The following is a 22,414-nucleotide window of genomic DNA, read 5'->3' on the forward strand; positions in this document are numbered from 1 at the left end:
GAAGCAAGCGCCGTCTGCCCCCACCCCAGCCCTCCCCCGGGAGGGGAGGGAGCAAGACACGGCGCCGCTGCTGCAAGTGGACAACGTCAGCCTCGAATACCGCACCCCCGAACGCGTCGTCCGTGCCACGCACCGCGTGAGCTTCGACGTGCACGCCGCCGACCGCTTCGTGCTGCTCGGCCCCTCGGGTTGCGGCAAGTCCACGCTGCTGAAGGCCGTGGGCGGTTTCATCCCGCCGGTCGAAGGCGAGATCCGTCTCGACGGCGAGCGCGTGACGCAGCCCGGTCCCGACCGCATCGTCGTGTTCCAGGAGTTCGACCAGTTGCCGCCGTGGAAGACGGTGAAGCAGAACGTGATGTTCCCGCTGCTTGCCTCCCGCACACTCGGCAAGAAGGAGGCCGCCGAACGCGCGCTGCACTACCTCGACAAGGTCGGCCTCTCGAAGTTCGCCGACGTGCATCCGCATCAACTCTCGGGCGGCATGAAGCAGCGCGTGGCGATCGCCCGGGCGCTTGCGATGCAGCCGCGCGTGCTGCTGATGGACGAGCCCTTTGCCGCGCTCGACGCGCTCACGCGCCGCAAGATGCAGCAGGAGCTGCTCGCGCTGTGGGACGAGGTGCGCTTCACGCTGGTGTTCGTCACGCACTCGATCGAGGAAGCGCTGGTGGTGGGCAACCGCATCGCGCTGCTGTCGCCGCACCCGGGGCGCATGCGTGCGGAGATCAACAGCCACGGCTTTTCGCTCGAGAGCCTGGGCGGTGCGGAATTCCAGGGCACGGCGCAGCGCATCCACGACATGCTGTTCGAGGAAGAGCCCGAGGCCATTGCATGACGAGCCCCGTCTTTCTCCCTCCCCTTCCGGGGGAGGGCAGGGGTGGGGGCCAGCGGCGTATCCATTGCCGTCGCTCATCGACCGCCGCTTGCCCCCATCCCAGCCTTCCCCCAGAGGGGGAAGGAGCCATACTCCATGAGCATTCTTACGCCGCCCATCCGCCCCGAGTACGAGCGCACGCTCGAGCCCTTCACCGCATTGCCCGTCGAACGCACGCTGCCGCTGGGCGCGCGCATCTGGTCGCAGGCCTGGCTGCGCAAGGGGTTGATCCTTGTCGTCATCGCGGTGCTCTGGGAGCTCGCGGCGCGTTGGCAAGACAACGACCTGCTGCTGCCCACTTTCACCGCCACGGCGCGCGCGCTGGTCGAAGGCCTCGCGAGCGGCGAGCTGGTCGAGAAGGTGCGCATCTCGCTCGCGGTGCTGCTCCAGGGCTACCTGGCCGGCGTGCTGCTGGCCTTTGCGCTCACCACGCTCGCGGTGTCGACGCAGATTGGCCGCGACCTGCTGGACACGCTGACTTCGATGTTCAACCCGCTGCCCGCCATCGCGCTGCTGCCGCTGGCCTTGCTGTGGTTCGGGCTGGGGCGCGGCAGCCTGGTGTTCGTGCTGATCCACTCGGTGCTGTGGCCGCTGGCGCTCAACACCTATGCGGGCTTTCAGGGCGTGCCCGAAACGCTGCGCATGGCCGGGCGCAACTACGGCCTCAAGGGCTTGCGCTACGTGCTGCAGATCCTGGTGCCGGCCGCGCTGCCGTCGATTCTCTCGGGGCTGAAGATCGGCTGGGCCTTTGCGTGGCGCACGCTGATCGCGGCCGAACTCGTGTTCGGCGCTTCGTCGGGCAAGGGCGGCCTGGGCTGGTACATCTTCCAGAACCGCAACGAGCTCTACACCGACCGCGTGTTCGCGGGCCTTGCGATGGTGGTGCTGATCGGCCTGCTGGTCGAAAGCCTGGGCTTCAAGACGCTGGAGCGCCTGACGGTGCGCCGCTGGGGCCAGCAGCGCTGATTTCTTCGTTCAGCCGCTGGACTTCTTCGCGGCGCCCTGCCGCAATGCGCGCAGTTCGCTGTTGAGGAACTCGTTGGCGTCCCGCACGGTGCCGCCGTCGAGCTTCACCTTGTAGGCCTGCCCGGTCATTTCGGAGCGCGAGGCGCAGCGCTCGATGAAGTCCTCCGCCGTGACCAGTTCCTTTTTGAAGTAGTCGTACTTGGCCTGCATATGCTTGGCGGCATCGGACGCGTTGTACTCGCTGCCGTTGCGCAGGAAGACCATGGCCGACATCTTCGACACGCGCTGTATCAGCGTGTCGATCAGCTTGTCCTCCGCGGCGGACGGGGTGGCGTGCGCCAGCAGGGCGCACGCGCCCAGGCAGAGGGACAGCAGCGCGGCGCGCAGGAGCTTGAATGAGGCCATTCGTTCAAAAGGGGCAATTTCCGGGCCATGCTAGGGCGACACCCCCTGCGGTGTCAAACCCGCGCCGCTCGGGTCTAATCGAAGGTTTTGGCACGCGTTTCCACTTTCCCATGCGTAGTTCTTCTTCTCCCGACCTCTCGCCGATCGCCGAAGCGCTGGCCGATGCCGCCGCCGCCCAGTCGATGCACTATTTCCGTACGCCGCTGGACATCATCACCAAGGCCGACGAAAGCCCCGTCACCCTGGCCGACCGCGCCGCCGAGACCGCCATGCGCCAGATCCTGGGCGCCCGCGTGCCGGCCGACGGCATCTACGGCGAAGAGCACGGCCCCGAGCGGCTCGACGCCGAACGCGTCTGGGTGCTCGACCCGATCGACGGCACCCGCAGCTTCATCACCGGCTCGCCGCTGTGGGGCACGCTGATCGGCGTGCTGCAGGGTGGGCGCGTGGTGCTGGGCATGGTCGACATGCCGGTGCTCAAGGAGCGCTGGATTGGCCAGGCCGGCAAGGGCGCCACGCGCGACGGCCAGCCGGTGCGCGTGAGCGGCTGCACCGACGTGGCCCAGGCCCGCATCGTCACCACCTCGCCCGACATCTTCGCGCCCGCCGACTGGGCCGCCTTCGACAAGCTCAGCCGCCAGTGCGCCATGCGCCGCTTCGGCGGCGACTGCTACGGCTACGCCCAGCTGGCGGGCGGCACCATCGACCTCGTGGTCGAGACCGGCCTGCAGCCTTATGACTACCTCGGCCCGGCCGGGCTGATCGAGGCGGCCGGCGGCGTCATCACCGACTGGCAGGGCCAGCCGCTGGGCCTGAAGTCCGACGGCAGGGTCATTGCCGCCGCAACGCCCGAACTTCACCGACAAGCGATGGCCATGCTCTCGGCCTAGACTGTCGGCATGTTCCGCTGGCTGATCGTCGTCGTCCTTGCACTGGTGCTCATGAGCGGGCTGACCGCCTGGCTGCGCCGTTTCGGCTTCGGACGGCTGCCCGGCGATTTCGAGTTCCGCGCCTTCGGCCGCGAGTGGCAGCTGCCGATCGCCAGCACCGTGGTGCTCAGCATGATCGCGGCGCTGGTCGCGCGCCTGCTGTAGCCGCGTTGCCTTGCCTGACCTGAAAGAGAAGAACCCCGCAATGAGAGCCTGCGTAGACATCGGCGGCACCAAGGTGGCCGTGAGCCTTTCCCCCTCGAGCGACGCGCCGCTGATCGGCCGGCGCAGCGAACCCACCGCGAAGACGGGCGACAACGACGCCGTCGCGGTGCAGATCATCCGGATGATCGAAGAGGTGTGTGCGGAGCAGGGGGTCGATCCGGCGACGGTCGATCGCGTGGGCGTGTCGTCCACGGGGCCGTTCGAGCTGCACGACGGACTGGTCGAACTGGCCACGCCCAACATCTGCGGCGGCATCGCCGGGCCCTCGCGCGGCCTGCCCAATTCGTGGATGACCGCCATCGTCGAGGCCCCGCTGGTCAAGCGCTTCGGCAGCGTGCGCGTCGAGAACGACGCCGTCGCCGCGCTGGAAGCCGAGCGCCACTGGGGGGCGCTCCAGGGGCTGGACAACTGCGCCTACGCCACCTGGAGCACCGGGGTGGGCGTGGGCCTTTGCGTCGACGGCCGCGCGCTGCGCGGCAAGAACGGCAACGCCGGCCATGCGGGCCACAGCTTCGTGGTCGACGACGCCAGCGGCGCGTTGTGCGGCTGCGGCAACTACGGCGACGTCGAGGCGCTGGTGAGCGGCAGTTCGATCGCGCATCGCTTCGGCCAATCGGCGGCCGAACTTTTCAGCGCCGCCGCGGCGGGCGAACCACAGGCGCTTGAGACCGCCGAGGCCCTGTGCCGCATCGTCGGGCGCATGCTCTACAACATGGTCATCACGCTCGACCTGCAGCGCATCAGCCTGGGCGGCAGCGTGTTCTCGCACAACAGCGACTTCGTGCTGCCGCGGCTGCAGGCGCAGATCGACGGCAAGCTGCTGCCGCTGACCCGTGGCGTGCTGCTGGTCCCCGCCGGCCTCGGCGACAAAGTCGGCGACTACGCGGCCCTGGCGCTGCTCGACTGAGTCGAGGGCGCCTTGCGCCGCGCGGCGTTGGCCGGCGGCGCTGCTGCTGCCGCGCCGCAGCCTTCCGCCACGATCTGCCCCAGCCGGCGCAGTCCGGCATCGACCGCATCGGAATACGGCCAGCCGCAGTTGATGCGCAGGTAGTGGTCGAAGCGCGACGAGTTCGAGAACTGCGCCCCCGGCGCCACCAGCATGTGCTCGCGCAGCGCCGCGTCGAACACCGCGACCGACGACAGCCGCTGCGGCAACTCCACCCACAGCTGCAGCCCGCCGCGCGGCAGGTTCAGCCGCGTGCCCTGCGGAAAATACCGGGCAATGGCGTCCGCCGTCTGGTCGCGCTGCACATGCAGCCGCTCGCGCAGCCGGCGCAGGTGCCGGTCGTAGGCGCCGCCCGCGATGAACTCGCCCGCCGCGATCTGCGCCAGCGCCTCGTTGTTGCGGGTCTGCGCGTACTTGAGCATTTCCACCTGCGCGTGCCAGCGTCCGGCCGTGATCCAGCCCAGCCGCAGCCCCGGCGCCAGCACCTTGTGCAGCGACGCGCAGTAGATGACGTTGCCCGTGCGGTCCCACGACTTCACCGCGCGCAGCGGCGTGTCGCTCTCGACGAGGTCGCTGTAGGTGTCGTCCTCGACCACCGCGATGCCGTGGCTCTCGCACAGGTGCACCAGCCGCTGCTTGTGGGCGTCGGGCATCACGCTGCCGATGGGGTTCTGCAGGTGCGGCACCACCACCACGGCCTTGATGTCGTCGTAGGTGTGAATGGCCAGGTCGAGCGCCTCGATGGAGATGCCGGTCTGCGGGCTGGTCGGAATCTCCAGCGCGCGCATGCCCAGGCTCTCGAGCACCTGCAGCAGGCCGTAGAAGGTGGGGGACTCCACCGCCACCGTGTCGCCCGGCTTGGCCACGGCGCGCAGCGCGAGGTTCAGCGCCTCGATGCAGCCGTTGGTGACGAGCACGTCGTCGGGCGCGACCGTCATGCCGATGCGCAGGTTGCGCTGCGCCACGGCTTCGCGAAACTGCAGATGGCCCTTCTGCGACGAGGCGGTAGTCAGCAGATCGGGCCGCTGGCGCAGCGCGCGCGTCATCGAGTTGCGCAGCGCCTCGGCCGGGTACAGCTCGGGCGCCGCGCGGGCAATGGCGAAGTTGAGCTTCACGCCCGTGTGCCGTCCGCGCGCCATGAAGTTGGCCATGCGCTCGCGCATGCTCACGAACTGCGCCGGATCGGGCGGCACGTCGGCCACTGGCTCTTCCATCGGCGCGATGGCCATGCGTTGCGGGCGCCGCACGAAGTACCCCGAACGGTCGCGCGCCTCGACCCAGCCGTCGCTTTCCATCGCGCGGCAGACCTGCAGCGCGGTCGACAGGCTGATGTCGTGCAGCCGCATCAGGCTGCGCAGCGATGGCAGCTTGTCGCCCTGCTTGAGCGAGCCGGTGTGGATCGCGTCCACGTAGTGGGCGGAAAGCTGGCGGTAAAGCGGGAGCGAGTCCATGGGGTCGATGTTCCCCCGTTCGGGTGTTGGAAAACAGATGCAGTTGGCCGGTAAAAGCACCATAACAGATGCATGCGCGGCCCGGCTGTTCCGGTCGCAATAGCTACGGCGTGTGCCTGTTTTTCAGGCGGCCGAATTCCTACGATGAGTGCCCGACCCACCGCTTTTCCGAAGGCACGCCATGATCACCACGCTCTCTTCCGCCCCTGCTTCCGTCACCCTGGAGCCGGGCCAGTCCCTGCGCACCGCCGTCGACGCCGGCACGTGGCTGCAAGTGGCCGAGGGCCGGGTGCGGGTGATGTCTCCGCCCGGCTGGTTCGGCGACACGGTGTTCACGGCGCAGACGGTGCTCGACGAAGGCGATACGCATCATCTGCCGCACGGCGGCTGGATCGAGGTGTCGGCGCTGAGGCCGGCGCATCTGCGGGTTCATGCGCCGGCGGCTGCCTTGGCTGCCGTGCCTGAACAGAAGACGTCGCGGCCGGTGATGCGCTTTGTGCGGCTGCTTACCGGCCGGTGAGGGGCCGTTACCGAGCAGAGCACCCCGTCGGCGTGAGTGCGCCCTGAACAACGCCCGACCCACAACGACGAGATCAACGCTCGCTGGCCGCCTCACGCAGCGCATCGAGAAAGGTCCGGCGCCACCAATGGATGTCCTGCTCGCGAATGCGCGACAGCAGTTTCTGGTGCCGCTCGCGTCGCTCTTCCAGCGGCATGTGCAGCGCCTGCTGAACCGTCTCGGCCGTGCCGTGCGTGTCGTACGGGTTCACCAGCAGCGCTTCTTTCAATTGCTCGGCCGCACCCGCGAATCGCGACAGCACCAGCACCCCCGGGTCGGCCGGGTCCTGCGCGGCGATGTATTCCTTGGCCACGAGGTTCATGCCGTCGCGCAGCGGCGTCACCAGCCCCACGGCCGCCGCGCGGCACAGCCCCGGCACGCGCTTGCGCGCCACCATCCGGTGGATGTAGCGCACCGGCATCCAGTCGAGCTCCCCGTAGTCGCCGTTGATCGCGCCGCACAGCGACTCCAGCTCGCGCCGGATGTCGCCGTAGGCATCGACCGTCTCGCGCGTGGGCGAGGCGATCTGTATGAGCGTGGCGCTGCGCCGGTTCTCGGGGTAGTGCGCCAGCAGCTCGCGGAACGCGCGCACGCGCTGCGGAATGCCCTTGGAGTAGTCGAGCCGGTCGATGCCCAGCAGCAGCCGTCGCTGCGAATACTCGCGCTTCATGGTCTCGTACATGTCGCGCGATTCCTTCGCATGCGTGAGCGCCGCGAACTCGTCCACGTCGATGCCGATCGGGAAGGCGCTGCAGCGCACCGTCTGTCCGTAGGCGCGGTACATGTCGTCGCCCAGGTACTGGCCGTGGGCCTCGTTGCGCACGTAGTGCTCGAAGTGCTGCACGTCCTGCTGGGCCTGGAAGCCGATCAGGTCGTAGGCGAACAGCGAGCGCATCAGCCACTCGTGCTGCGGAATGGCCGCGATGATGATCTGCGGCGGCAGCGGAATGTGCAGGAAGAAACCGATGCGCTGCTTGCAGCCCATGGCGCGCAGCTCGGCCGCCAGCGGAATCAGGTGGTAGTCGTGCACCCAGATGATGTCGTCGTCCTGCAGCAGCGGCAGCAGCTTGCGCGCGAACAGCTGGTTCACGCGCCGGTAGCCGCCGATGAAGCCGGCGTCGAAGTGCGCCAGGTCCAGGCGGTTGTGGAACACCGGCCACAGCACGTCATTGCTGTAGCCCAGGTAGTAGGCGTCGTGGTCTTCGCGGCTCAGGTCGATGGTGGCCAGCGTGACCTTGCCGGCCTGCTGCTTGTGCAGCTCGCCTTCGCCGGTCGGGCCGCCCTCGACGATCTGCCCGCTCCAGCCGAACCACAGGCCGCCGCTTTGCTGCAGGCTTTCGCCCAGCGCCACGGCCAGGCCGCCGGCCGCAGGCTTGCGCGGATCGGCCACGCGGTTGGAAATGACGACGAGCCGGCTCATATGGCGGAGTCCCAAGGCGCGGACAGGCGCACGGCCGCGTTGATGATGCCGACCATCGAATAGGTCTGCGGAAAGTTGCCCCACATCTCGCCGGTGACCGGGTGCGTGTCTTCCGACAGCAGGCCCAGCGGGTTGCGCGCCGCGAGCATGGTCTCGAAGATCTGGCGCGCCTCGGCCTTGCGGCCGATCTTGGCGAGCGCGTCGATGCGCCAGAAGGTGCAGATGTTGAAGGCCGTCTCGGGCTTGCCGAAGTCGTCGGCCGCCTCGTAGCGGCGCATGTACGGGCCGTCGCACAGCGACTTCTCCATGGCGTCGACGGTGGAGATGAAGCGCGGGTCGCGCGCGTCGATCAGGCCCACCTCGACCATCAGCAGGATGCTTGCGTCCAGCTCGTGGCCGCCGAAGCTCTCGGCGAAAGCCTGGCGCTCCTCGCACCACGACTTGGCAAGAATTTCTTCCTTCATGCGCGCGGCGTGGCCGTGCCAGTAGGCGGCGCGCTCGGGCAGCTCGAGCCGGCGCGCGATCTTGGCGAGCCGGTCGCAGGCGGCCCAGCTCATCAGCGCCGAGCTGGTGTGCACGCGGGCGCGCGTGCGCAGCTCCCACATGCCGGCGTCGGGCGTGCCGTACACGCGCACCGCCTGCTCGCCCACCGCCTCCAGGTGCGGAAACTCCGCCAGCCCCGCGCGGCTCAGCAGCCGGTGGTCATGAAAGGCTTGCGCCGCGCCGAGCACGATGTTGCCGTACACGTCGTGCTGGAAGTGCTCCTGCGCCTGGTTGCCCACGCGCACCGGGCCCATCCCGCGGTAGCCCGGCAGGCCGTCGACAAAGGACTCGGGCAGCTCGCGCTCCAGCCCGATGCCGTACAGCGGCTGGATGTGCTCGCCGTGCGAGCCGATCACCACGTTGCCGAGCCAGCGCAGGTAGTCTTCCATCGTGCCGACCTCGCTCAGCGAGTTGAGCGCGCGCACCACGAAGAAGGCATCGCGCAGCCAGCAGTAGCGGTAGTCCCAGTTGCGCTGGCTGCCCGGCGCCTCGGGGATGCTGGTGGTCATGGCCGCGACGATGGCGCCCGTGTCTTCGTACAGCGAGAGCTTCAGTGTGATGGCCGCGCGGATCACCGCGTCCTGGTACTCGAAGGGAATGGCCAGGCGCTTGCTCCAGGTGCGCCAATAAGAAATGGTCTCCTGCTCGAACTTGCGCGCCGTGTCGGCAATGCCGTCGGTCAGCGTCTCGTCCACGCCGAACATGAAGTTGTATTCGCGCGAAAGCACGAAGGGCTGGCGCGAGAGGATGTGCGAGATCGACGCGTCGGTGTTCAGCCGCAACGTGACGTCGGGGCCGACGTAGCGGATGTGGTTGCTGCCGCGCGTACCTCCACCGGCGCCGAGCCGCCCCATTGAAAGCGCGGATCGAGCGACACGCGGATGCGCGGCGCGCCGGCAATCGGGCGCACGCGGCGCACCATCATCAGCGGACGGAAGTAGCGCGAGCGGCTGTAGAAGCGCGGTGCGAAGTCGGTGATCTCGATGCCCTGGCCCGCGCTGTCGAACAGCTGCGTGCGCAGCACGGCGGTGTTCGGCTCGTACCACTGCTTGGCCTCGGCGAAGTCCTCGATGTCGATGCTCCACGCACCCGCGTCTTCACCGGGATGCAGCAGCGCGTTGAACACCGGGTCGCCGTCGAAGCGCGGCAGGCAGCACCACACGGCGCGGCCGCGCGCGTCGATGAGCGCGCTGTAGGCGCAGTTGCCGATCACGCCGACATTCAGCGAGGGCTCGGCCGGCGGCGCGAAGCCGCGCGTGCCACGGGCCTGCGCGATGCGGGCCGCGTCGGCGTGGTCTTTGGGCGCCGTCGACAGTTGTTGTTCGCTCATCCGGGGCTCCTCGGGGATTCGGTGGGGGGTGTCTTGTCGGCGGGTGCCGGGGGAGCTGCCAGCAGGTCGCGTGCCTGCACCAGCCATTCGTAGACCGCGCGGGGCGATTCGAGGCGGTGCAGCGCCAGGCTGGGCCCCGAGCCGACCTTCACGGCAATGCCGCCGCGCGGCTGCACGATGGCAAAGCCGCTCTCGTCGGTGGTGTCGTCGCCCAGGAACACGGGTGTGCGGCCCGCGAACGGCGCCTCGGTCATGAAGGCATCGATGGCGATGCCCTTGTTGATGCCCGCGGGCTTGACCTCGAACACGAACTTGCCGTGCATGAGCTCCAGCTGCGGGTCGTGCGCGATGGCGCGCGACATGGCGTCGCGGCACACGGCCTCGAGCTGCGGCGCGAGTCGGTAGTGCAGGGCGATGGCGGCGTGCTTGCGCTCCACCAGCAGGCCTTCGTGCACGCGTGCGAGCTCGTTGGCGATGTCCAGGATGGGCAGGAGGTCGGGCGCGCGCTGCTCCTGCATGTGGCCCTTGGCGTCGCGGCGCTGCACGCCGTGCTCGCCGGCCGCGGGCAGGCGCAGCGGCGCAAGGAAGCGGTCGATGGAATCGATCTGGCGGCCCGACACCACGGCGAGGGCGCCGCCGAGCAGGTCACGCAGGTCGCTCAGGAGAGGGACGAGGGCAGGGGGAATCTCGATGGCTTCAGGCGTGGGCGCGAGCCCGACCAGCGTACCGTCGAAGTCGAGAAAGAGGGCTGCGTCCCGGCCCAACGGAGGAGGCAACTGCAAGTTGCTGGAGGACTTTGGCATTGGGAAAAACCATAACACGGGCAATGCGCGGCCCGTGTCGGCCAAAGGCTGACGTGCGGCGGGGTCGGGGGCGCTTTCGCTTTCAGGCCGGCGATGCCGCGACGGCGTCGACGCGCGCCTTGTGGATCGCCTCGCCGATCTTCGGCCCCGTGGCGCCGGCCTGCTGTGCGGCGCGCGCCACCACGTCGGTGGGCACGGCGGTTGCGGTGGCCAGCACCGCGAGCAGGCGCGCGCGCTGCGGATAGGCCGCGTCCTCGAAGCCGAGCCGGCCGCGCGCGTCGCACTCGCAAGCCAGCAGTGCCTGAGCGAAGCGCGCGGGCTTGCGGAAGGCGTCGCAGCGCTCCAGCAGGCGCACCAGGCCCGCCGCGTCGAGCGCGCCGCTGCCGTGGATGTGGCCATGCTCGCGCGCCACCACCTCGGCCAGCTCGCGAATGTCCACCGGCACGCGCCAGCGCTCGCACACCTGCTGCAGCAGCGCGACGCTGCGCGCCTCGTGATCGGGGTGGCGCGGCAGCACGTCGGCGGGCGTGGTGCCCTTGCCGAGGTCGTGCATCAGGCAGGCGAAGCGCACCGGCAGCGGGGCCTGCAGCCGCGCGGCGGTGTCGAGCACCATCATCAGGTGCACGCCGGTGTCGACCTCGGGGTGGTGCTCGGCGCGCTGCGGCACGCCCCAGAGCCGGTCGACCTCGGGCAGCAGCACGGCCAGCGCACCGCAGTCGCGCAGCACCTCGAACATGCGCGACGGCCTGGCTTCGGCCAGGCCGCGCGACAGCTCCTGCCACACGCGCTCGGGCACCAGCGCATCGACCTCGCCGGCCGCGACCATCTCGCGCATCAGCGCCAGGGTCTCGGGCGCCACGCTGAAGTCGTGGAAGCGGGCGGCGAAACGCGCCACGCGCAGGATACGCACCGGGTCTTCGCGGAAGGCGTCGGTCACGTGGCGCAGCACCTTGTCGCGCAGGTCGCGCTGGCCGTGGAAGGGGTCGGCCAGCGTGCCGGGCGTGGGGTCGAAGCCGCCGTCGGCGCTCACCCGTTCGGCCGGCAGCGCAATGGCGTTGACGGTCAGGTCGCGGCGGGCGAGGTCCTGCTCCAGCGTGACGTCGGGCGAGGCGTGCACCGTGAAGCCGCGGTAGCCGGGCGCGCTCTTGCGTTCGGTGCGGGCCAGCGCGTATTCCTCGCGCGTTTCGGGGTGCAGGAACACCGGAAAGTCGCGCCCCACGGGCAGGTAGCCGCCGGCCACCATGGCTTCGGGCGTGGCGCCCACCACCAGCCAGTCGTGGTCGGACACAGGCCGGCCCAGCAGCCGGTCGCGCACGGCACCACCAACGAGAAAAATCTTCATGAGTGCAGTGTAGGGATACTCCCCACTCCAAAAAAGAACGGTCGTTCGATAATATTTGTTGCAGACCGGGCATTCGTTCGTCGAGACGGCGGATTTCAACGGCAGTCACAAGCCGGCGCCCGCATCCGCAGAGGGATTTTTCAACCAAAGGAGCTTTTCACATCATGAAGAAAACAATGTTCGCGCTGGCAGCCCTGGGCGCCTGGCGTCCGGCAGTGCGATGGCTCAGAAGGCCGGTGACTGGGTCATCGGCACGGGCTGGTTCCACCTGTCGCCGCAGGACTCGAGCAAGCCCCTGACCGTGACCTCGCCGATTCCGGCGGTGCTCCCCGGCTCGGGCGCCAGCGTGAGCGACTCCGACACCCTGGGCCTGAACGCCACCTACTTCCTGGACAGCAACTGGGCGGTGGAAGGCGTGTTCGGCGTGCCGCCGAAGTTCAAGCTCAACGGCACCGGCACGCTGGGCCGCGTCGGCCAACTGGGCGAGGCCCGCCAGTGGAGCCCGACCATCCTGGGCAAGTATTTCTTCAACGACAGCAACTCGGCGTTCCGTCCGTTCGTGGGCGTGGGTGCCACCTACGTCTGGTACAGCGACGTCAACCTCACGTCGAACCTGCAAAGCGCCCTGGCGTCGCAGTTCCACGTGTCGCCGTTCGGCGTGAACACCACGGCCAAGCTCGACAGCAAGTTCGCGCCCGTGCTCAACGCCGGCGTGGCCTACCAGTTCGACAAGCACTGGGGCGTGTCGTTCTCGGTGTCGTACATCCCGCTGAAGACCACGGCAAAGCTCACGACCACCACGGTCACCGGCCTGCCCGTGGCCACGAGCCAGGCCAGCCTGAAGCTGAACCCGATCGTCACGTACCTGGCGGCAACCTACCGCTTCTGATCCGCCCCACCTGCTTCGAAGACCTTATCGCCCCGTGCGGTAGGGCTCTTCGAACTGCAGGAAGTCTTTCTCCGCCAGCGCTTCGTCGATCCAGGCCTTGACGCCCGGCAACGCCTGCACCCGCTCGATGTAGGCCGTGATGTGCGGCGGCACGGGCAAGCCGTAGGTCTTGATGCGCGTGCCGATGGGCGCGAAGTAGGCGTCGGCGATGCTGAATTCGCCGAACAGCATCGGGCCGCCGTGTGCCTCGAGCAGGCCGCTCCACATCTGCACGATGCGCGCGAGGTCGCTGCCGACCTCGGGCACTTCCTTCATCAGCCTTGCGCCCACTTCGGGCAGCGAGGCCTCGACGTTCATGCCGCAATGGCCGCGCAGGCCGCCGAAGCCCGAATGCATCTCGGCGCACACGCTGCGCGCGCGTGCCCGCAGGGCCGCGTCGCGGGGCCACAGCTGCTTCTCGGGAAAGGTCTCGGCCAGGTATTCGGCGATGGCCAGCGTGTCCCAGATCACGAGTTCGCCGTCGGCCAGCACCGGCACCTTGGCCACCGGGTTGAGCGCGGAGATGACGCCCTTGAACTTCGAATCGGCGTCGAAGGAGTCGAAGCGCACCATCACTTCCTCGAAGGGAATGCCGGCCTGCTTCATCAGCACCCAGGGACGCATGGACCACGACGAGTAATTCTTGTTGCCGATGTAGAGCTTGCGCATGAGGGCCTCCCGGGGGCGTTCAGTTGAGTGAAAAGTTGTCGATGCTAGCCGCGCGGCACGGCCCGATTGATGAGGAACGCGCGGCGAATTGATGCGCCCGCGCGCTCAGCGGCCGGGCGTGTCGTCGGGCGATGCGATCACGTGCGGCGCGGCGCCCTTGCCGTCGTCCTTCGGCGCGCCGGCCACGCGTTCGATCAGGCCCACGAGGCGCGGCACCAGCGACAGCACGGCCAGCGCCAGCAGCGCGCTCAGCAGGGCGGTGGCTTCGCGCCCGAGGCCGCAGGCCATGCCGATGGCGGCGGTCATCCACAGCCCGGCGGCGGTGGTCAGGCCCTGCACGTGGCTCTCGTCCTTGCCCTGCTTGAGGATGGTGCCCGCGCACAGGAAGCCCACGCCCGCCACCAGCCCCTGGATCACGCGGCTCATGTCGGCCGGCACGATGCCGGTCTGCTGCGGAATCAGCACGAACATCGCCGAGCCGATGGCCACCAGCATGTGCGTGCGCACGCCGGCCGCCTTGCCCGCCTGCTCGCGCTCGAAGCCGAGCACGAAGCCCAGTGCCGCGGCGAGCGTGAGGCGCAGCACGATGCGCGTGAGCTGCGCGATGTCGGTCACGTCCGAGAACTCGGACGCGATGGTGTCCAGGACTTCGTCGCGCCAGCTCATCGGGCCAGCTCAGGGCAGGTCCTTGCTCGGTTCGGGATCGGCGGCGTCGCGCGGGCCCACGCGGCCCAGGCGCTCCTTGAGCGACTGCGGCCGGCCGCTGATGATGGCCGCGTAGTTGGTGGTGTTGGCCAGCACCTTCTTCACGTAGTCGCGCGTTTCGCTGAACGGCACGTTCTCGGCCCAGATGGCGGCGTCGAGGACCGGGCCGTTGCGCCAGTTGCGCGGGCGGCCCGGGCCGGCGTTGTAGGCCGCGGCGGCCAGCGCCATGGAGCCGTCGAAGTCGTCGAGCGCCAGCTTCAGGTAGTTGGTGCCGATGGTGATGTTGGTCTCGCGGTCGTTGATCTGGTTGGGCGAGAAGTCGGTCAGGCCGATCTTGCGGGCCGTCCAGCGCGCGGTGGCGGGCATGACCTGCATCAGGCCCGAGGCGCCGACGCCCGAGCGCGCGTCCATGATGAAGCGGCTTTCCTGGCGGATCAGGCCGTAGACGTAGGCCGGGTCCAGGCCGATGTCCTGGCTCTTGCGCAGCACCGTGTCGTGGAAGGGCATGGGAAAGCGCTGCTCCACGTCGACCACGCCCTTGGTGCGCTCGCTGGTGTTGATGCAGCGGTCCCACACCTCGCGCTGGCAGGCGAAGTCGGCGGCGGCCAGCAGGGCGCGGTCGTCCATGCCGCCCTTGTCGTGCAGGTTGGTGGCGTAGTTCCACTCGCGCGTGCCCTCGGGCCGCATGCCGATCGCGATGGCATACAGGCCGCGGGCCAGGCCCGGGTTGGCGCGCGCGGCGGCTTTTTCTTCGGGCGTGAGCGGGGCGGGGCGCGTGGGCACCACGGTGCGCTGGCCCAGCTCTTCGAGCGCCAGCATTTCGTAGAAGCCGCGCGAGCCGGCGATGCTCTGGTAGAGGTCGCGGGCCTGGGCGCGGCGCTCTTCGCTGCGTTCGCTGGCCAGCGCGCGGCCCTTCCAGTAGACCCAGGTCGGGTCGAGCTGGGTGGTTTCGCTCATGGCGTTGATGGCGGGCGCCACCTCTTTCCACTGGCCGGCGCGCAGGGCGGCGCGCACGCGCCAGCCGAGCATGTCGTCCGACAGGTCGCTGTTCTTGGTGACGTTGGCAAAGTAGCCGCCGGCCTGCGGCGACAGCTTGCTCGCGGCCTGGCGGCCGATGGTGCCCCAGAGCCAGTTGCGCTCTTCGGCGGAAAGCATCGGGCCCCACTTGCTGTCGAGCTGCGAGGCGGCCAGGTCGGGGTCGGCCATGGCGACCTTGATGAGCGCGAGCACCACCAGTTCCTTGCGCGACTTGGCGGCCACGAAGGCGCGGCCGGTCAGGAACTTGGCGGAGCTGGCGTTCAGCTCCTCGAACAGGGGCAGCGCGTCGGGCGCGGCGATGGTGACGGCGCCGCGCGCGGCCTGCGCGCGGTTGGCTTCCATGGCCAGGCGCGCCTTCTTCCAGGCGTCGGCCGGCGTCATGAGGCGCGCGGCCACCATGCGGTCGGCGGCCGTGAGGCAGCCGTCGTCGGCGTCCTTCTGGGCGAACCAGTTGCGGCGTATTTCGTCGGCCTGGGCTTGCGTGGCGGTGCCGGTGCGCAGGGCGTCGACCAGCGTGGCGTAGCAGCGCACCTGCGCGTCGTCGCCCATGCGAAAGCCCGTGATGGCGGCGGAGAAGTTGTCCCAGTCGCGGCGCTGGCCCGTGAGCAGCAGCCAGTCGTTGCGCAGGCGGTCTTCCTGGTAAGTGCCGGGGTAGCGCGCGAAGAAGTCCTGCACCTCGTTGGGCGAGGCTTCCTGCAGGCGCGCCTTGAGTTCCCAGTAGGCGGCCCAAGGTTCCAGTGCGTGTCCGCGTGCTTGCGGCAGCAGGGCCGACAGGCGGGCCTTGTCGCCGCGCTGGAAGGCCTGCTTCATCTGGAGGAGCACGTCGTCGTTGGTGTTGCTCTGCGCGGCGGCGGGTTGCTGCGAAAGCAACGCGGCGAGGGCCAGAACAGCGGAAAAAACGAGTGCGGGGGTTGCGCTGCGCGGACGGCGGCGCTTGGGTGCCAAAATGCTTGGGAACTGCATCGGGGGATTATGGACAAGTCAAAGGATGCCGACACCTCGGCGACCGCGAGTTTTCTTAAGGATCAGCTGCGAAAAGCACTGATCGAGCAGCGACTGGCACTGCCCGACCGCCTGGCGCGGGCCGATCTCCTGCAACGCGTGATGCGGATCTGGCTGGTCGGCCGGCCCGACACCGTGATCGGCGCCTACTGGCCGATCAAGGGCGAGTTCGATCCGCTGCCCGCGCTGCATCGCTGGAAGGAAGACGGCGAGCTGATGGAAGAGGCCCAGCGCCGTCGCATCGGACTGCCGGTGATCGACAAAGTTCACAAGACCCTGACCTTCCATGCCTGGTACCCGGGCTGCCAGATGGAAGAAGACGCCTACGGCATTCCCAAGCCCAAGGACACCGAGCTGATCGTGCCGACCCTGCTGTTCGTGCCCTGCGTGGGCTACAGCGCGGGCGGCTACCGGCTGGGCTACGGCGGCGGTTTCTACGACCGCACGCTGGCGGCGCTGGAGCCGCGGCCGTTCACGGTGGGGCTGGGTTTCACCAACGGCTTCCTGGAAGACTTCGAGCCCGAGTCGCACGACCTGCCGCTGGACGCCATCCTGAACGACAACGGCGTGGTCTGGCCGACCAGCTGAACGCGGCGGGCTGAGCCGCCCCGGGCTCAGTCGATGTTGTCGACCGTGTCCGGGTCGGGCACCTCGCCGATGGTCTCGCGCGTGGTGATGGCCTGCACCTGCAGCCAGTCCCAGAAGGCCTTGATCTCGGGCCGCAGCGCGTTGCGCGGGCCGGCAATGAGCCAGTAGGACATCGGCGAGTCCATGCGGTGCTGCGGCAGCACCTCGACCAGGTCGCCGTTGGCCAGGCTCTCGGCAATCAGCGAGCTGCGCGCCAGCGTCACGCCCTGCCCGGTGAGGGCCGCCTGCACCATCTGGTAGGCGTAGTTGAAATAGAGCCAGCGCCTGGGCTGGGCGCGCTCCTGGCCGTTGACCTCGAACCAGCGGCGCCAGGTCAGCCATTCCAGGTGCGTGCGGTGGGCGTCGCCGGCCTCGATCAGCGTGAAGCGGGTGATGTCGGCCGGCGTCTTGATGGGCGGGCTGCTCTTCAGCAGCCACGGGCTGGCCACCGGCGTCAGCGTTTCGCCGAACAGCCGCACGGCGCCCGCCGGCATGACCTCGCGCGGGCCGTAGCGCAGCGCGATGTCGACGTCGGCCACCTCGAGGTCGACCGCCACGTCGCTGGCGTCGATGCGGATGTCGATTTCGGGGTTGTCGCGCTGGAAGGCCTCGAGCCGCGGAATCAGCCACATCGACGCGAACGAGGCAAAAGTGGTCAGCGACACGCTCTTGCGCCCCGCGCTCTGGCGGATCTGCCGTACCGCCATGTCGATGCGCGGCAGCGACTGCTGCACCGCCAGCAGCAGCTGCGCGCCCGCGCTGGTGAGCTCCACGGCCCGCGTATGGCGCAGGAACAGCGCCACGCCCACTTCTTCTTCCAGCGACTGGATTTGCCGGCTCACGGCCGACTGGGTCAGCGCCATTTCCTCGGCGGCGGCGCGGAAATTCAGGTGCCGGGCCACGGCCTCGAAGGCCCGCAGGTGCCCGGCCGAGATCGGGCGGGAGCGCAGATGGGTTTGCGAATGTTGCATGAGTGTGACGTCGAGGGGCTGTCTGGCGGTTGGCGCGATTGATGCGAAACCAGCATCAGTAGGCTACCTCCTTTTCATTGGACTGCCAACGGCATAGAAACGATCATTCATTCCCGAACTGCGCAATTACCTTCTGTCTGTCACGCGCTTCGGCCAAGCCCAGGAGTCCATATCATGTCCACCGCCGTCTGCACCACCGAATCGCTCTCGTCCCTGTCCGTTTCCGCCCGTACCACGCCGCCGCCGTGCCGCCGGCCGTTCGCCGTGGCGCCTGGCAGATCGCCCCCGGCGAGGCGATGAGCCTGAAGGCGCGTTCGGCCAGCGTGCTGCGGGTCAAGCAGGGCCGCGTGTGGGTCACGCCCGACGCCACGCTCGCCAACCCCAGCGAAGACCTGGTGCTCGCACCCGGCGAATCGCTGTCGGTGGCCGCGGGCCAGCGCATCGTCATGGAAGCGTGGGACGGCTACGGCGCGACCTACAGCTGGGACAACGCCTGACCCGACCGTCCACCCTGCGCACACCGAAAGGCGGCTTTGGCCGCCTTTTTTTCGTCTGGAGCGGCCTCAGCCGTTGATGTCGAAGCTGGAGCGCAGCGCCAGAAAGTGAAGCAGGGCGGTCTGGCCCTCCAGCACGTGCACGCCGGCCATCAGGTGCGGTCCTTCGCTTTCCGCCAGCCCCAGGCCGAACCCGCCGTAGCGGCGGCCGTGCAGGGCGCCCTCGTAGGCAATGCGGACTTCCACGTGGCGCGGGTCCTGTGCGATCCGGTCCATCAATGCCTCGACGGCTTCGCGCGGCCCTTCCAGGTGCTGGCAGAAACGCTGGCCGTCGAAGACCAGCAGGCCGGTGATGCCCTGTTCGGCATTGCGCGCGCGGGCCCTCGTGACGATCGCGCCGACGGTCGGCGGCGGCAGGTCCTGCGCCAGGGTGCTGCAGTAAAGGATTTCGTAGAGCGGTAGTTCTTCTGTCATGCGTCTTGAAGGGAAGGCGGTGCGCAGTCTAGGCACCCGGGCGACGCGTTGAAATGTCAAAAGACACAGGCGAAAAGCCTATAGTGAAGCGTGAAATTCGAGGACTATCCCGCCGCCGCCGCGCCCCCCCAGGGCGTCAATCCTTGCGACCAGTGCGCATTGCGCCGGCTCGATGCCTTTCTTCCCTCGTCGCAGGAAGAGCTCAAGACCATCCAGTCGTTTCGTGTCGGCGCCCGGCGCGTGGAGGCCGGCGGTTCCATCGTCGACGAGCACCGGCGCAGCCCGCAGCTGTTCACCCTCTATGCCGGCTGGGCCTTTCGCTACAAGACCCTGAGCGACGGCCGCCGGCAGATCCTGAGCTTTCTGCTGCCCGGCGACTTCATCGGCCTGCAGGACGAGTTCGCCGACGGCCAGACGCACGGCATCGAGGCCGTCACCGACGTCACGCTGTGCGCCTTCTCGCGCGACCGGCTCTGGGGCCTGTTCCATGCCCAGCCCAAGCTGGGCTACGACATCACCTGGCTCGCCGCGCGCGAGGAAAAGATGGTGGACGACAACCTCGTCACCGCCGGCCGGCGCAACGCCGGCGAGCGCGTGGCCATGCTGCTGATGCACCTGTACCGCCGCGCCGAGCGCGTGGGCATGGTGCGCGACGGCTGGGTCGAGTTTCCGTTCAACCAGCAGCACATCGCCGATGCACTGGGGCTGTCGCTGGTGCACACCAACAAGACGATGCGGCGGCTGCAGCGGCTGGGGTTCTACAAGATCGACACCGGCTGGCTGCGCATCATGGAGCCGCACGCGCTCGAAACGCTGGGCGACTACTTCGAGCGCCCGATGCGGCCCACGCCGCTGATCTGACCCCAAGCGCGCGAGCGCCTCAGCGCGCCGCCACCAGTTGGCGCAAATCGTCCTGGTAGGCCTGCAGCCGGCGCACCGCCTGCGCGCGCTGGCTGGGGCTGGTGCCGTTGTGCAGCACGGCCGTGTTGCGGCAGCCTTCCTGCAGCAGCGCCTGCTGCTGGTCGCGCCACGGCCCCGGCGGCGGCTCGGCGATGCGCTGGATGTAGGCATGCAGCGCGGCGCGCGCTCGACGGGCGAGGGCTTGTTGGCGACAAAACCGCGCAGCAGCACCAGCGCCTCCTGCTGGCGATGGCGGCGTTCGGTGTCGGCCAGGCGCGGGTCGAACACCGACTGCGCGACCTGCTGCTTCAGCAGATCGCGCTGCTGTGCGCTGAGGCGGCCGTAGAAGTCCTCGGTGCGGTCCAGGAACTGGTCGTAGCGCTTCTCCTGCACCTGCGCCGGCGTGCGGTCGAGCCATGCCTTGCGGTAGCTGGCGTTGTTCTTTTCGTACTTGCGTTCCAGCTGCTGCAACTGGGCGTCGGTCAGGCTCAGCGCGAGTTCGGTGCCGGCGGGCTCGGCGCGTTCGGTCACGGCCAGCAGGCGCTCGCGGATGCGATCGCCCATGGCGCAGACCTGCGCCGGCGTCACCTCGCCCGGCGCCAGCGCCTGGGCTTCCTGCAGCAGCGAGGCGATGCGCGGCAGCTCGTTCTGCCGGTGCCAGGCCAGCAGCTGCGCGAGCTCGTCGCGCACCTTCGGGGTCTGCTCGCTGTCGAAGTCCAGGTAGTCGTCGAGCCACCAATAGCTCACGGTCGGCAGGTTGTTGTAGGCCAGCTTGATCGCGCTGCAGGCCCCGAGGGCGGCGGCCAGCAGCAGCACGCCGATAATCCGCGCCATCGCCGCGCAACGAAATCGGGAAGAAAAACGCATGAATCAGACTCCGCAACAAAGCACGCCGGGACCGGTCGACATCGTCATCATGGCCGCCGGCAAGGGCACGCGCATGAAGAGCAGGCTGCCCAAAGTGTTGCATCGATTGGCCGGCCGCGCACTGCTGGCGCATGTGGCCGGCACCGCCGGGCGCATCGGCGCGCGCGACGTGGTGGTGGTCACGGGCCACGGCGCGGCCGAGGTCGAGGCTGCCATGGCCGGCGGCATTGCCGGCGCCACGCTGCGCTTCGCACGCCAGGAGCCGCAGCTGGGCACCGGCCACGCCGTGCTGCAGGCGGCGCCGCTGCTGCCCGACGACGGCACGGTGGTCGTGCTCTCGGGCGACGTGCCGCTGATCGGCGAAGACACGCTGCGCGCGCTCGTCGCCGCCAGCGCGGGCCAGCGGCTGGCGCTGCTGACCATCGAATTCGACGACCCCACCGGCTACGGCCGCGTCATCCGCTCGGCCGCCGCCGGCGACGTGACCGCCGTGGTCGAGCACAAGGACGCCAGCGAGGCCCAGCGCGCCGTGCGCGAGATCTACAGCGGCGTCATGGCCGTGCCCGCGCGCTTGCTCAAGGGCTGGCTCGCGCGGCTGGACAACAAGAACGCGCAGGGCGAGTACTACCTGACCGACGTGGTGAAGCTCGCGGCCGCCGACGGCGTGCCCGTGGTCGCGCACATCACGACCGACGCGCTGCAGGTGGCCGGCATCAACAGCCCGGCCCAGCTCGCGGCGCTCGAGCGCGCCTGGCAACTGCGTCAGGCCGACGCGCTGATGGCGCAGGGCGTGCGCCTGGCCGACCCGGCGCGCTTCGACCTGCGCGGCACGCTCGAATGCGCGACCGATGTCGAGATCGACGTCAACTGCGTGTTCGAAGGCACGGTGTCGCTGGGCGAGGGCGTGCGCATCGGCGCGAACTGCGTCATTGCCAACGCGCGCATCGACGCGGGCGCGGTCATTCATCCGTTCACGCACATCGACGGCGAGAAGGCCGGCGTGACCGTGGGCGCGGGCGCGCTCATCGGCCCGTTCGCGCGGCTGCGGCCCGGCGCGCAACTGGGCGCCGAGGTGCACATCGGCAACTTCGTCGAGGTCAAGAACTCCACGCTGGCCGCGGGCGCCAAGGCCAACCACCTGGCCTACCTGGGCGACGCCACCGTGGGCGAGCGCGTCAACTACGGGGCGGGCGCCATCACCGCCAACTACGACGGCGCCAACAAGCACCGCACCGTGATCGGCGACGACGTGCACGTGGGCAGCAACTGCGTGCTGGTGGCGCCCATCACCCTGGGCGCGGGCGGCACCATCGGCGGCGGCTCGACCATCAACAAGTCGACCGAGCCGGGCGCGCTGACCGTGTCGCGCGCCAAGCAGGTGAGCTTTGCGAACTGGAAGCGCCCGCAGAAGAAGCCGAAGGCCTGAGGGTCTTCTTTGTCTAGGCCCGAGGTGCCAGCGGCACCCGGGGCTCGAACTTGGCGCGCTTGAGGCTGAAGAAGGCCTTGACGTTGCGCACGTTCGCATCGGCCGTGAACAGGCGCTGCGTGAGCGCGCCGTAGTCCGGCATGTCGCGCGCCGCGACGACCAGCACGAAGTCCGGACCGGGCGACACGCGCCAGCATTGCTGCACCGCGTCGTCGGCGATCACGCGCGCCTCGAAGGCGTCGAGCGACGCGGCGTCCTGCCGGTCCAGTGAAATCTCGATCACCGCCTGCAGGCCGTGGCCCAGCACCGTGGTCAGCCGGTCGGGCGACAGCAACGCGATTTGGCGCTCGATGAGCCCTTCGTCGCGCAGGCGCTGCACGCGGCGCAGGCAGGTCGGCGGGGAGATGCCCACGTCGGCGGCGAGCCGCTGGTTGGTCTGCGAGGCGTCGCGCTGGAGGGCGTCGAGCAGGCGCAGGTCGGTTGAATCCAGGGAGATTGATTCCATATTAAATGGAATTATGGA

Annotated in this window: 21 protein-coding genes and 3 pseudogenes; 11 read left to right on the plus strand and 13 right to left on the minus strand. The window is 69.0% G+C overall.

Going from position 1 to position 22,414, the window contains the following annotated elements; translation table 11 throughout:
- Nucleotides 1-67 precede the first annotated feature (67 nt).
- Both BMG07_RS25665 and BMG07_RS25670 read left to right on the plus strand, forming a co-directional pair.
- Complete coding sequence (locus tag BMG07_RS25665) at nucleotides 68-832, plus strand: ABC transporter ATP-binding protein (protein WP_198086930.1); 765 nt, start codon at nucleotides 68-70, stop codon at nucleotides 830-832.
- 135 nt (nucleotides 833-967) lie between these two features.
- Nucleotides 968-1,837 carry an ABC transporter permease gene (locus tag BMG07_RS25670; RefSeq protein ID WP_198086907.1) on the plus strand — a complete coding sequence of 290 codons (870 nt, stop codon included), beginning with the start codon at nucleotides 968-970 and terminating at the stop codon, nucleotides 1,835-1,837.
- A 9-nt stretch (nucleotides 1,838-1,846) separates the two neighbouring features.
- Here BMG07_RS25670 and BMG07_RS25675 read toward each other — a convergent pair whose 3' ends face one another.
- Nucleotides 1,847-2,242 carry a DUF5329 family protein gene (locus BMG07_RS25675; protein WP_198086908.1) on the minus strand — a complete coding sequence of 132 codons (396 nt, stop codon included), beginning with the start codon at nucleotides 2,240-2,242 and terminating at the stop codon, nucleotides 1,847-1,849.
- 110 nt (nucleotides 2,243-2,352) lie between these two features.
- Between BMG07_RS25675 and hisN the strand changes: the two genes are divergently transcribed.
- The 3 genes from hisN to BMG07_RS25690 are packed head-to-tail and all read left to right on the plus strand — an operon-like array spanning nucleotide 2,353 to nucleotide 4,303.
- Nucleotides 2,353-3,132 (plus strand): histidinol-phosphatase, encoded by a 780-nt coding sequence (hisN, locus tag BMG07_RS25680; RefSeq protein WP_198086909.1) that lies wholly within the window; start codon nucleotides 2,353-2,355, stop codon nucleotides 3,130-3,132.
- A gap of 9 nt (nucleotides 3,133-3,141) precedes the next feature.
- Nucleotides 3,142-3,336 (plus strand): DUF2905 domain-containing protein, encoded by a 195-nt coding sequence (locus tag BMG07_RS25685; RefSeq protein ID WP_056509065.1) that lies wholly within the window; start codon nucleotides 3,142-3,144, stop codon nucleotides 3,334-3,336.
- Between the two features lie 40 nt (nucleotides 3,337-3,376).
- A complete protein-coding gene (locus tag BMG07_RS25690; protein ID WP_198086910.1) occupies nucleotides 3,377-4,303 on the plus strand; it encodes an ROK family protein in 927 nt (308 codons plus the stop codon).
- Here the strand turns inward: BMG07_RS25690 and BMG07_RS25695 are convergent.
- Nucleotides 4,276-5,793 (minus strand): PLP-dependent aminotransferase family protein, encoded by a 1,518-nt coding sequence (locus BMG07_RS25695; RefSeq protein WP_269759380.1) that lies wholly within the window; start codon nucleotides 5,791-5,793, stop codon nucleotides 4,276-4,278. The genes BMG07_RS25690 and BMG07_RS25695 overlap by 28 nt on opposite strands.
- A 181-nt stretch (nucleotides 5,794-5,974) precedes the next feature.
- On the opposite strand from BMG07_RS25695, the gene BMG07_RS25700 reads away from it, so the two are divergent.
- Nucleotides 5,975-6,313, plus strand: coding sequence for a hypothetical protein (locus BMG07_RS25700; protein WP_198086911.1), 339 nt, complete (start codon nucleotides 5,975-5,977; stop codon nucleotides 6,311-6,313).
- 73 nt (nucleotides 6,314-6,386) lie between these two features.
- Here BMG07_RS25700 and otsA read toward each other — a convergent pair whose 3' ends face one another.
- The 4 genes and pseudogenes from otsA to BMG07_RS25720 all read right to left on the minus strand — a co-directional run bounded on the left by otsA (nucleotide 6,387) and on the right by BMG07_RS25720 (nucleotide 11,790).
- Nucleotides 6,387-7,772, minus strand: coding sequence for an alpha,alpha-trehalose-phosphate synthase (UDP-forming) (otsA, locus tag BMG07_RS25705; RefSeq protein WP_198086912.1), 1,386 nt, complete (start codon nucleotides 7,770-7,772; stop codon nucleotides 6,387-6,389).
- Nucleotides 7,769-9,645: pseudogene (locus BMG07_RS25710) on the minus strand (glycoside hydrolase family 15 protein). Before BMG07_RS25710 ends, otsA begins: the two are co-directional and overlap by 4 nt.
- Nucleotides 9,642-10,448 (minus strand): trehalose-phosphatase, encoded by an 807-nt coding sequence (gene otsB / locus BMG07_RS25715; RefSeq protein ID WP_198086913.1) that lies wholly within the window; start codon nucleotides 10,446-10,448, stop codon nucleotides 9,642-9,644. Before otsB ends, BMG07_RS25710 begins: the two are co-directional and overlap by 4 nt.
- A gap of 82 nt (nucleotides 10,449-10,530) precedes the next feature.
- Nucleotides 10,531-11,790 (minus strand): multifunctional CCA addition/repair protein, encoded by a 1,260-nt coding sequence (locus BMG07_RS25720; RefSeq protein WP_198086914.1) that lies wholly within the window; start codon nucleotides 11,788-11,790, stop codon nucleotides 10,531-10,533.
- Between the two features lie 164 nt (nucleotides 11,791-11,954).
- On the opposite strand from BMG07_RS25720, the pseudogene BMG07_RS25725 reads away from it, so the two are divergent.
- Nucleotides 11,955-12,679, plus strand: a pseudogene (locus BMG07_RS25725) (OmpW family protein).
- A gap of 24 nt (nucleotides 12,680-12,703) precedes the next feature.
- Here BMG07_RS25725 and BMG07_RS25730 read toward each other — a convergent pair.
- From BMG07_RS25730 to BMG07_RS25740, 3 genes are all read right to left on the minus strand, one after another.
- Complete coding sequence (locus tag BMG07_RS25730) at nucleotides 12,704-13,387, minus strand: glutathione S-transferase family protein (protein WP_198086916.1); 684 nt, start codon at nucleotides 13,385-13,387, stop codon at nucleotides 12,704-12,706.
- Between the two features lie 105 nt (nucleotides 13,388-13,492).
- Nucleotides 13,493-14,053 (minus strand): MgtC/SapB family protein, encoded by a 561-nt coding sequence (locus BMG07_RS25735; RefSeq protein ID WP_198086917.1) that lies wholly within the window; start codon nucleotides 14,051-14,053, stop codon nucleotides 13,493-13,495.
- Between the two features lie 9 nt (nucleotides 14,054-14,062).
- Nucleotides 14,063-16,093 carry a lytic transglycosylase domain-containing protein gene (locus tag BMG07_RS25740; protein ID WP_198086918.1) on the minus strand — a complete coding sequence of 677 codons (2,031 nt, stop codon included), beginning with the start codon at nucleotides 16,091-16,093 and terminating at the stop codon, nucleotides 14,063-14,065.
- A 9-nt stretch (nucleotides 16,094-16,102) separates the two neighbouring features.
- On the opposite strand from BMG07_RS25740, the gene BMG07_RS25745 reads away from it, so the two are divergent.
- Nucleotides 16,103-16,720 (plus strand): 5-formyltetrahydrofolate cyclo-ligase, encoded by a 618-nt coding sequence (locus tag BMG07_RS25745; protein ID WP_198086919.1) that lies wholly within the window; start codon nucleotides 16,103-16,105, stop codon nucleotides 16,718-16,720.
- A gap of 26 nt (nucleotides 16,721-16,746) precedes the next feature.
- Here BMG07_RS25745 and BMG07_RS25750 read toward each other — a convergent pair whose 3' ends face one another.
- A complete protein-coding gene (locus BMG07_RS25750) occupies nucleotides 16,747-17,730 on the minus strand; it encodes a LysR substrate-binding domain-containing protein (RefSeq protein WP_198086920.1) in 984 nt (327 codons plus the stop codon).
- 245 nt (nucleotides 17,731-17,975) lie between these two features.
- On the opposite strand from BMG07_RS25750, the gene BMG07_RS42770 reads away from it, so the two are divergent.
- Nucleotides 17,976-18,227 (plus strand): DUF2917 domain-containing protein, encoded by a 252-nt coding sequence (locus BMG07_RS42770; RefSeq protein ID WP_307867068.1) that lies wholly within the window; start codon nucleotides 17,976-17,978, stop codon nucleotides 18,225-18,227.
- Between the two features lie 66 nt (nucleotides 18,228-18,293).
- Here the strand turns inward: BMG07_RS42770 and BMG07_RS25760 are convergent, their stop codons facing one another.
- Nucleotides 18,294-18,698: a BLUF domain-containing protein gene (locus tag BMG07_RS25760; protein ID WP_198086921.1), complete on the minus strand. Its 405-nt coding sequence runs from the start codon at nucleotides 18,696-18,698 to the stop codon at nucleotides 18,294-18,296.
- A gap of 90 nt (nucleotides 18,699-18,788) precedes the next feature.
- On the opposite strand from BMG07_RS25760, the gene BMG07_RS25765 reads away from it, so the two are divergent.
- Entirely contained in the window at nucleotides 18,789-19,559 is a 771-nt protein-coding gene (locus tag BMG07_RS25765) for a Crp/Fnr family transcriptional regulator (protein WP_198086922.1), read from the plus strand.
- Between the two features lie 318 nt (nucleotides 19,560-19,877).
- On the opposite strand, the pseudogene BMG07_RS42775 reads toward BMG07_RS25765, so the two are convergent.
- Nucleotides 19,878-20,465: pseudogene (locus BMG07_RS42775) on the minus strand (DUF6279 family lipoprotein); the annotation flags it as partial.
- Between BMG07_RS42775 and glmU the strand changes: the two are divergent.
- On the plus strand, nucleotides 20,464-21,891 hold the full coding sequence (gene glmU / locus BMG07_RS25775; RefSeq protein WP_198086923.1) for a bifunctional UDP-N-acetylglucosamine diphosphorylase/glucosamine-1-phosphate N-acetyltransferase GlmU: 1,428 nt from the start codon (nucleotides 20,464-20,466) through the stop codon (nucleotides 21,889-21,891). The pseudogene BMG07_RS42775 and the gene glmU overlap by 2 nt on opposite strands.
- Before the next feature lie 13 nt (nucleotides 21,892-21,904).
- On the opposite strand, the gene BMG07_RS25780 is transcribed toward glmU, so the two are convergent.
- Nucleotides 21,905-22,396 (minus strand): Lrp/AsnC family transcriptional regulator, encoded by a 492-nt coding sequence (locus BMG07_RS25780; RefSeq protein ID WP_198086924.1) that lies wholly within the window; start codon nucleotides 22,394-22,396, stop codon nucleotides 21,905-21,907.
- Between the last annotated feature and the right edge of the window lie 18 nt (nucleotides 22,397-22,414).

Origin of the sequence: Variovorax sp. E3 (assembly GCF_016082275.1) — a bacterium.
Taxonomy (GTDB): domain Bacteria; phylum Pseudomonadota; class Gammaproteobacteria; order Burkholderiales; family Burkholderiaceae_C; genus Variovorax.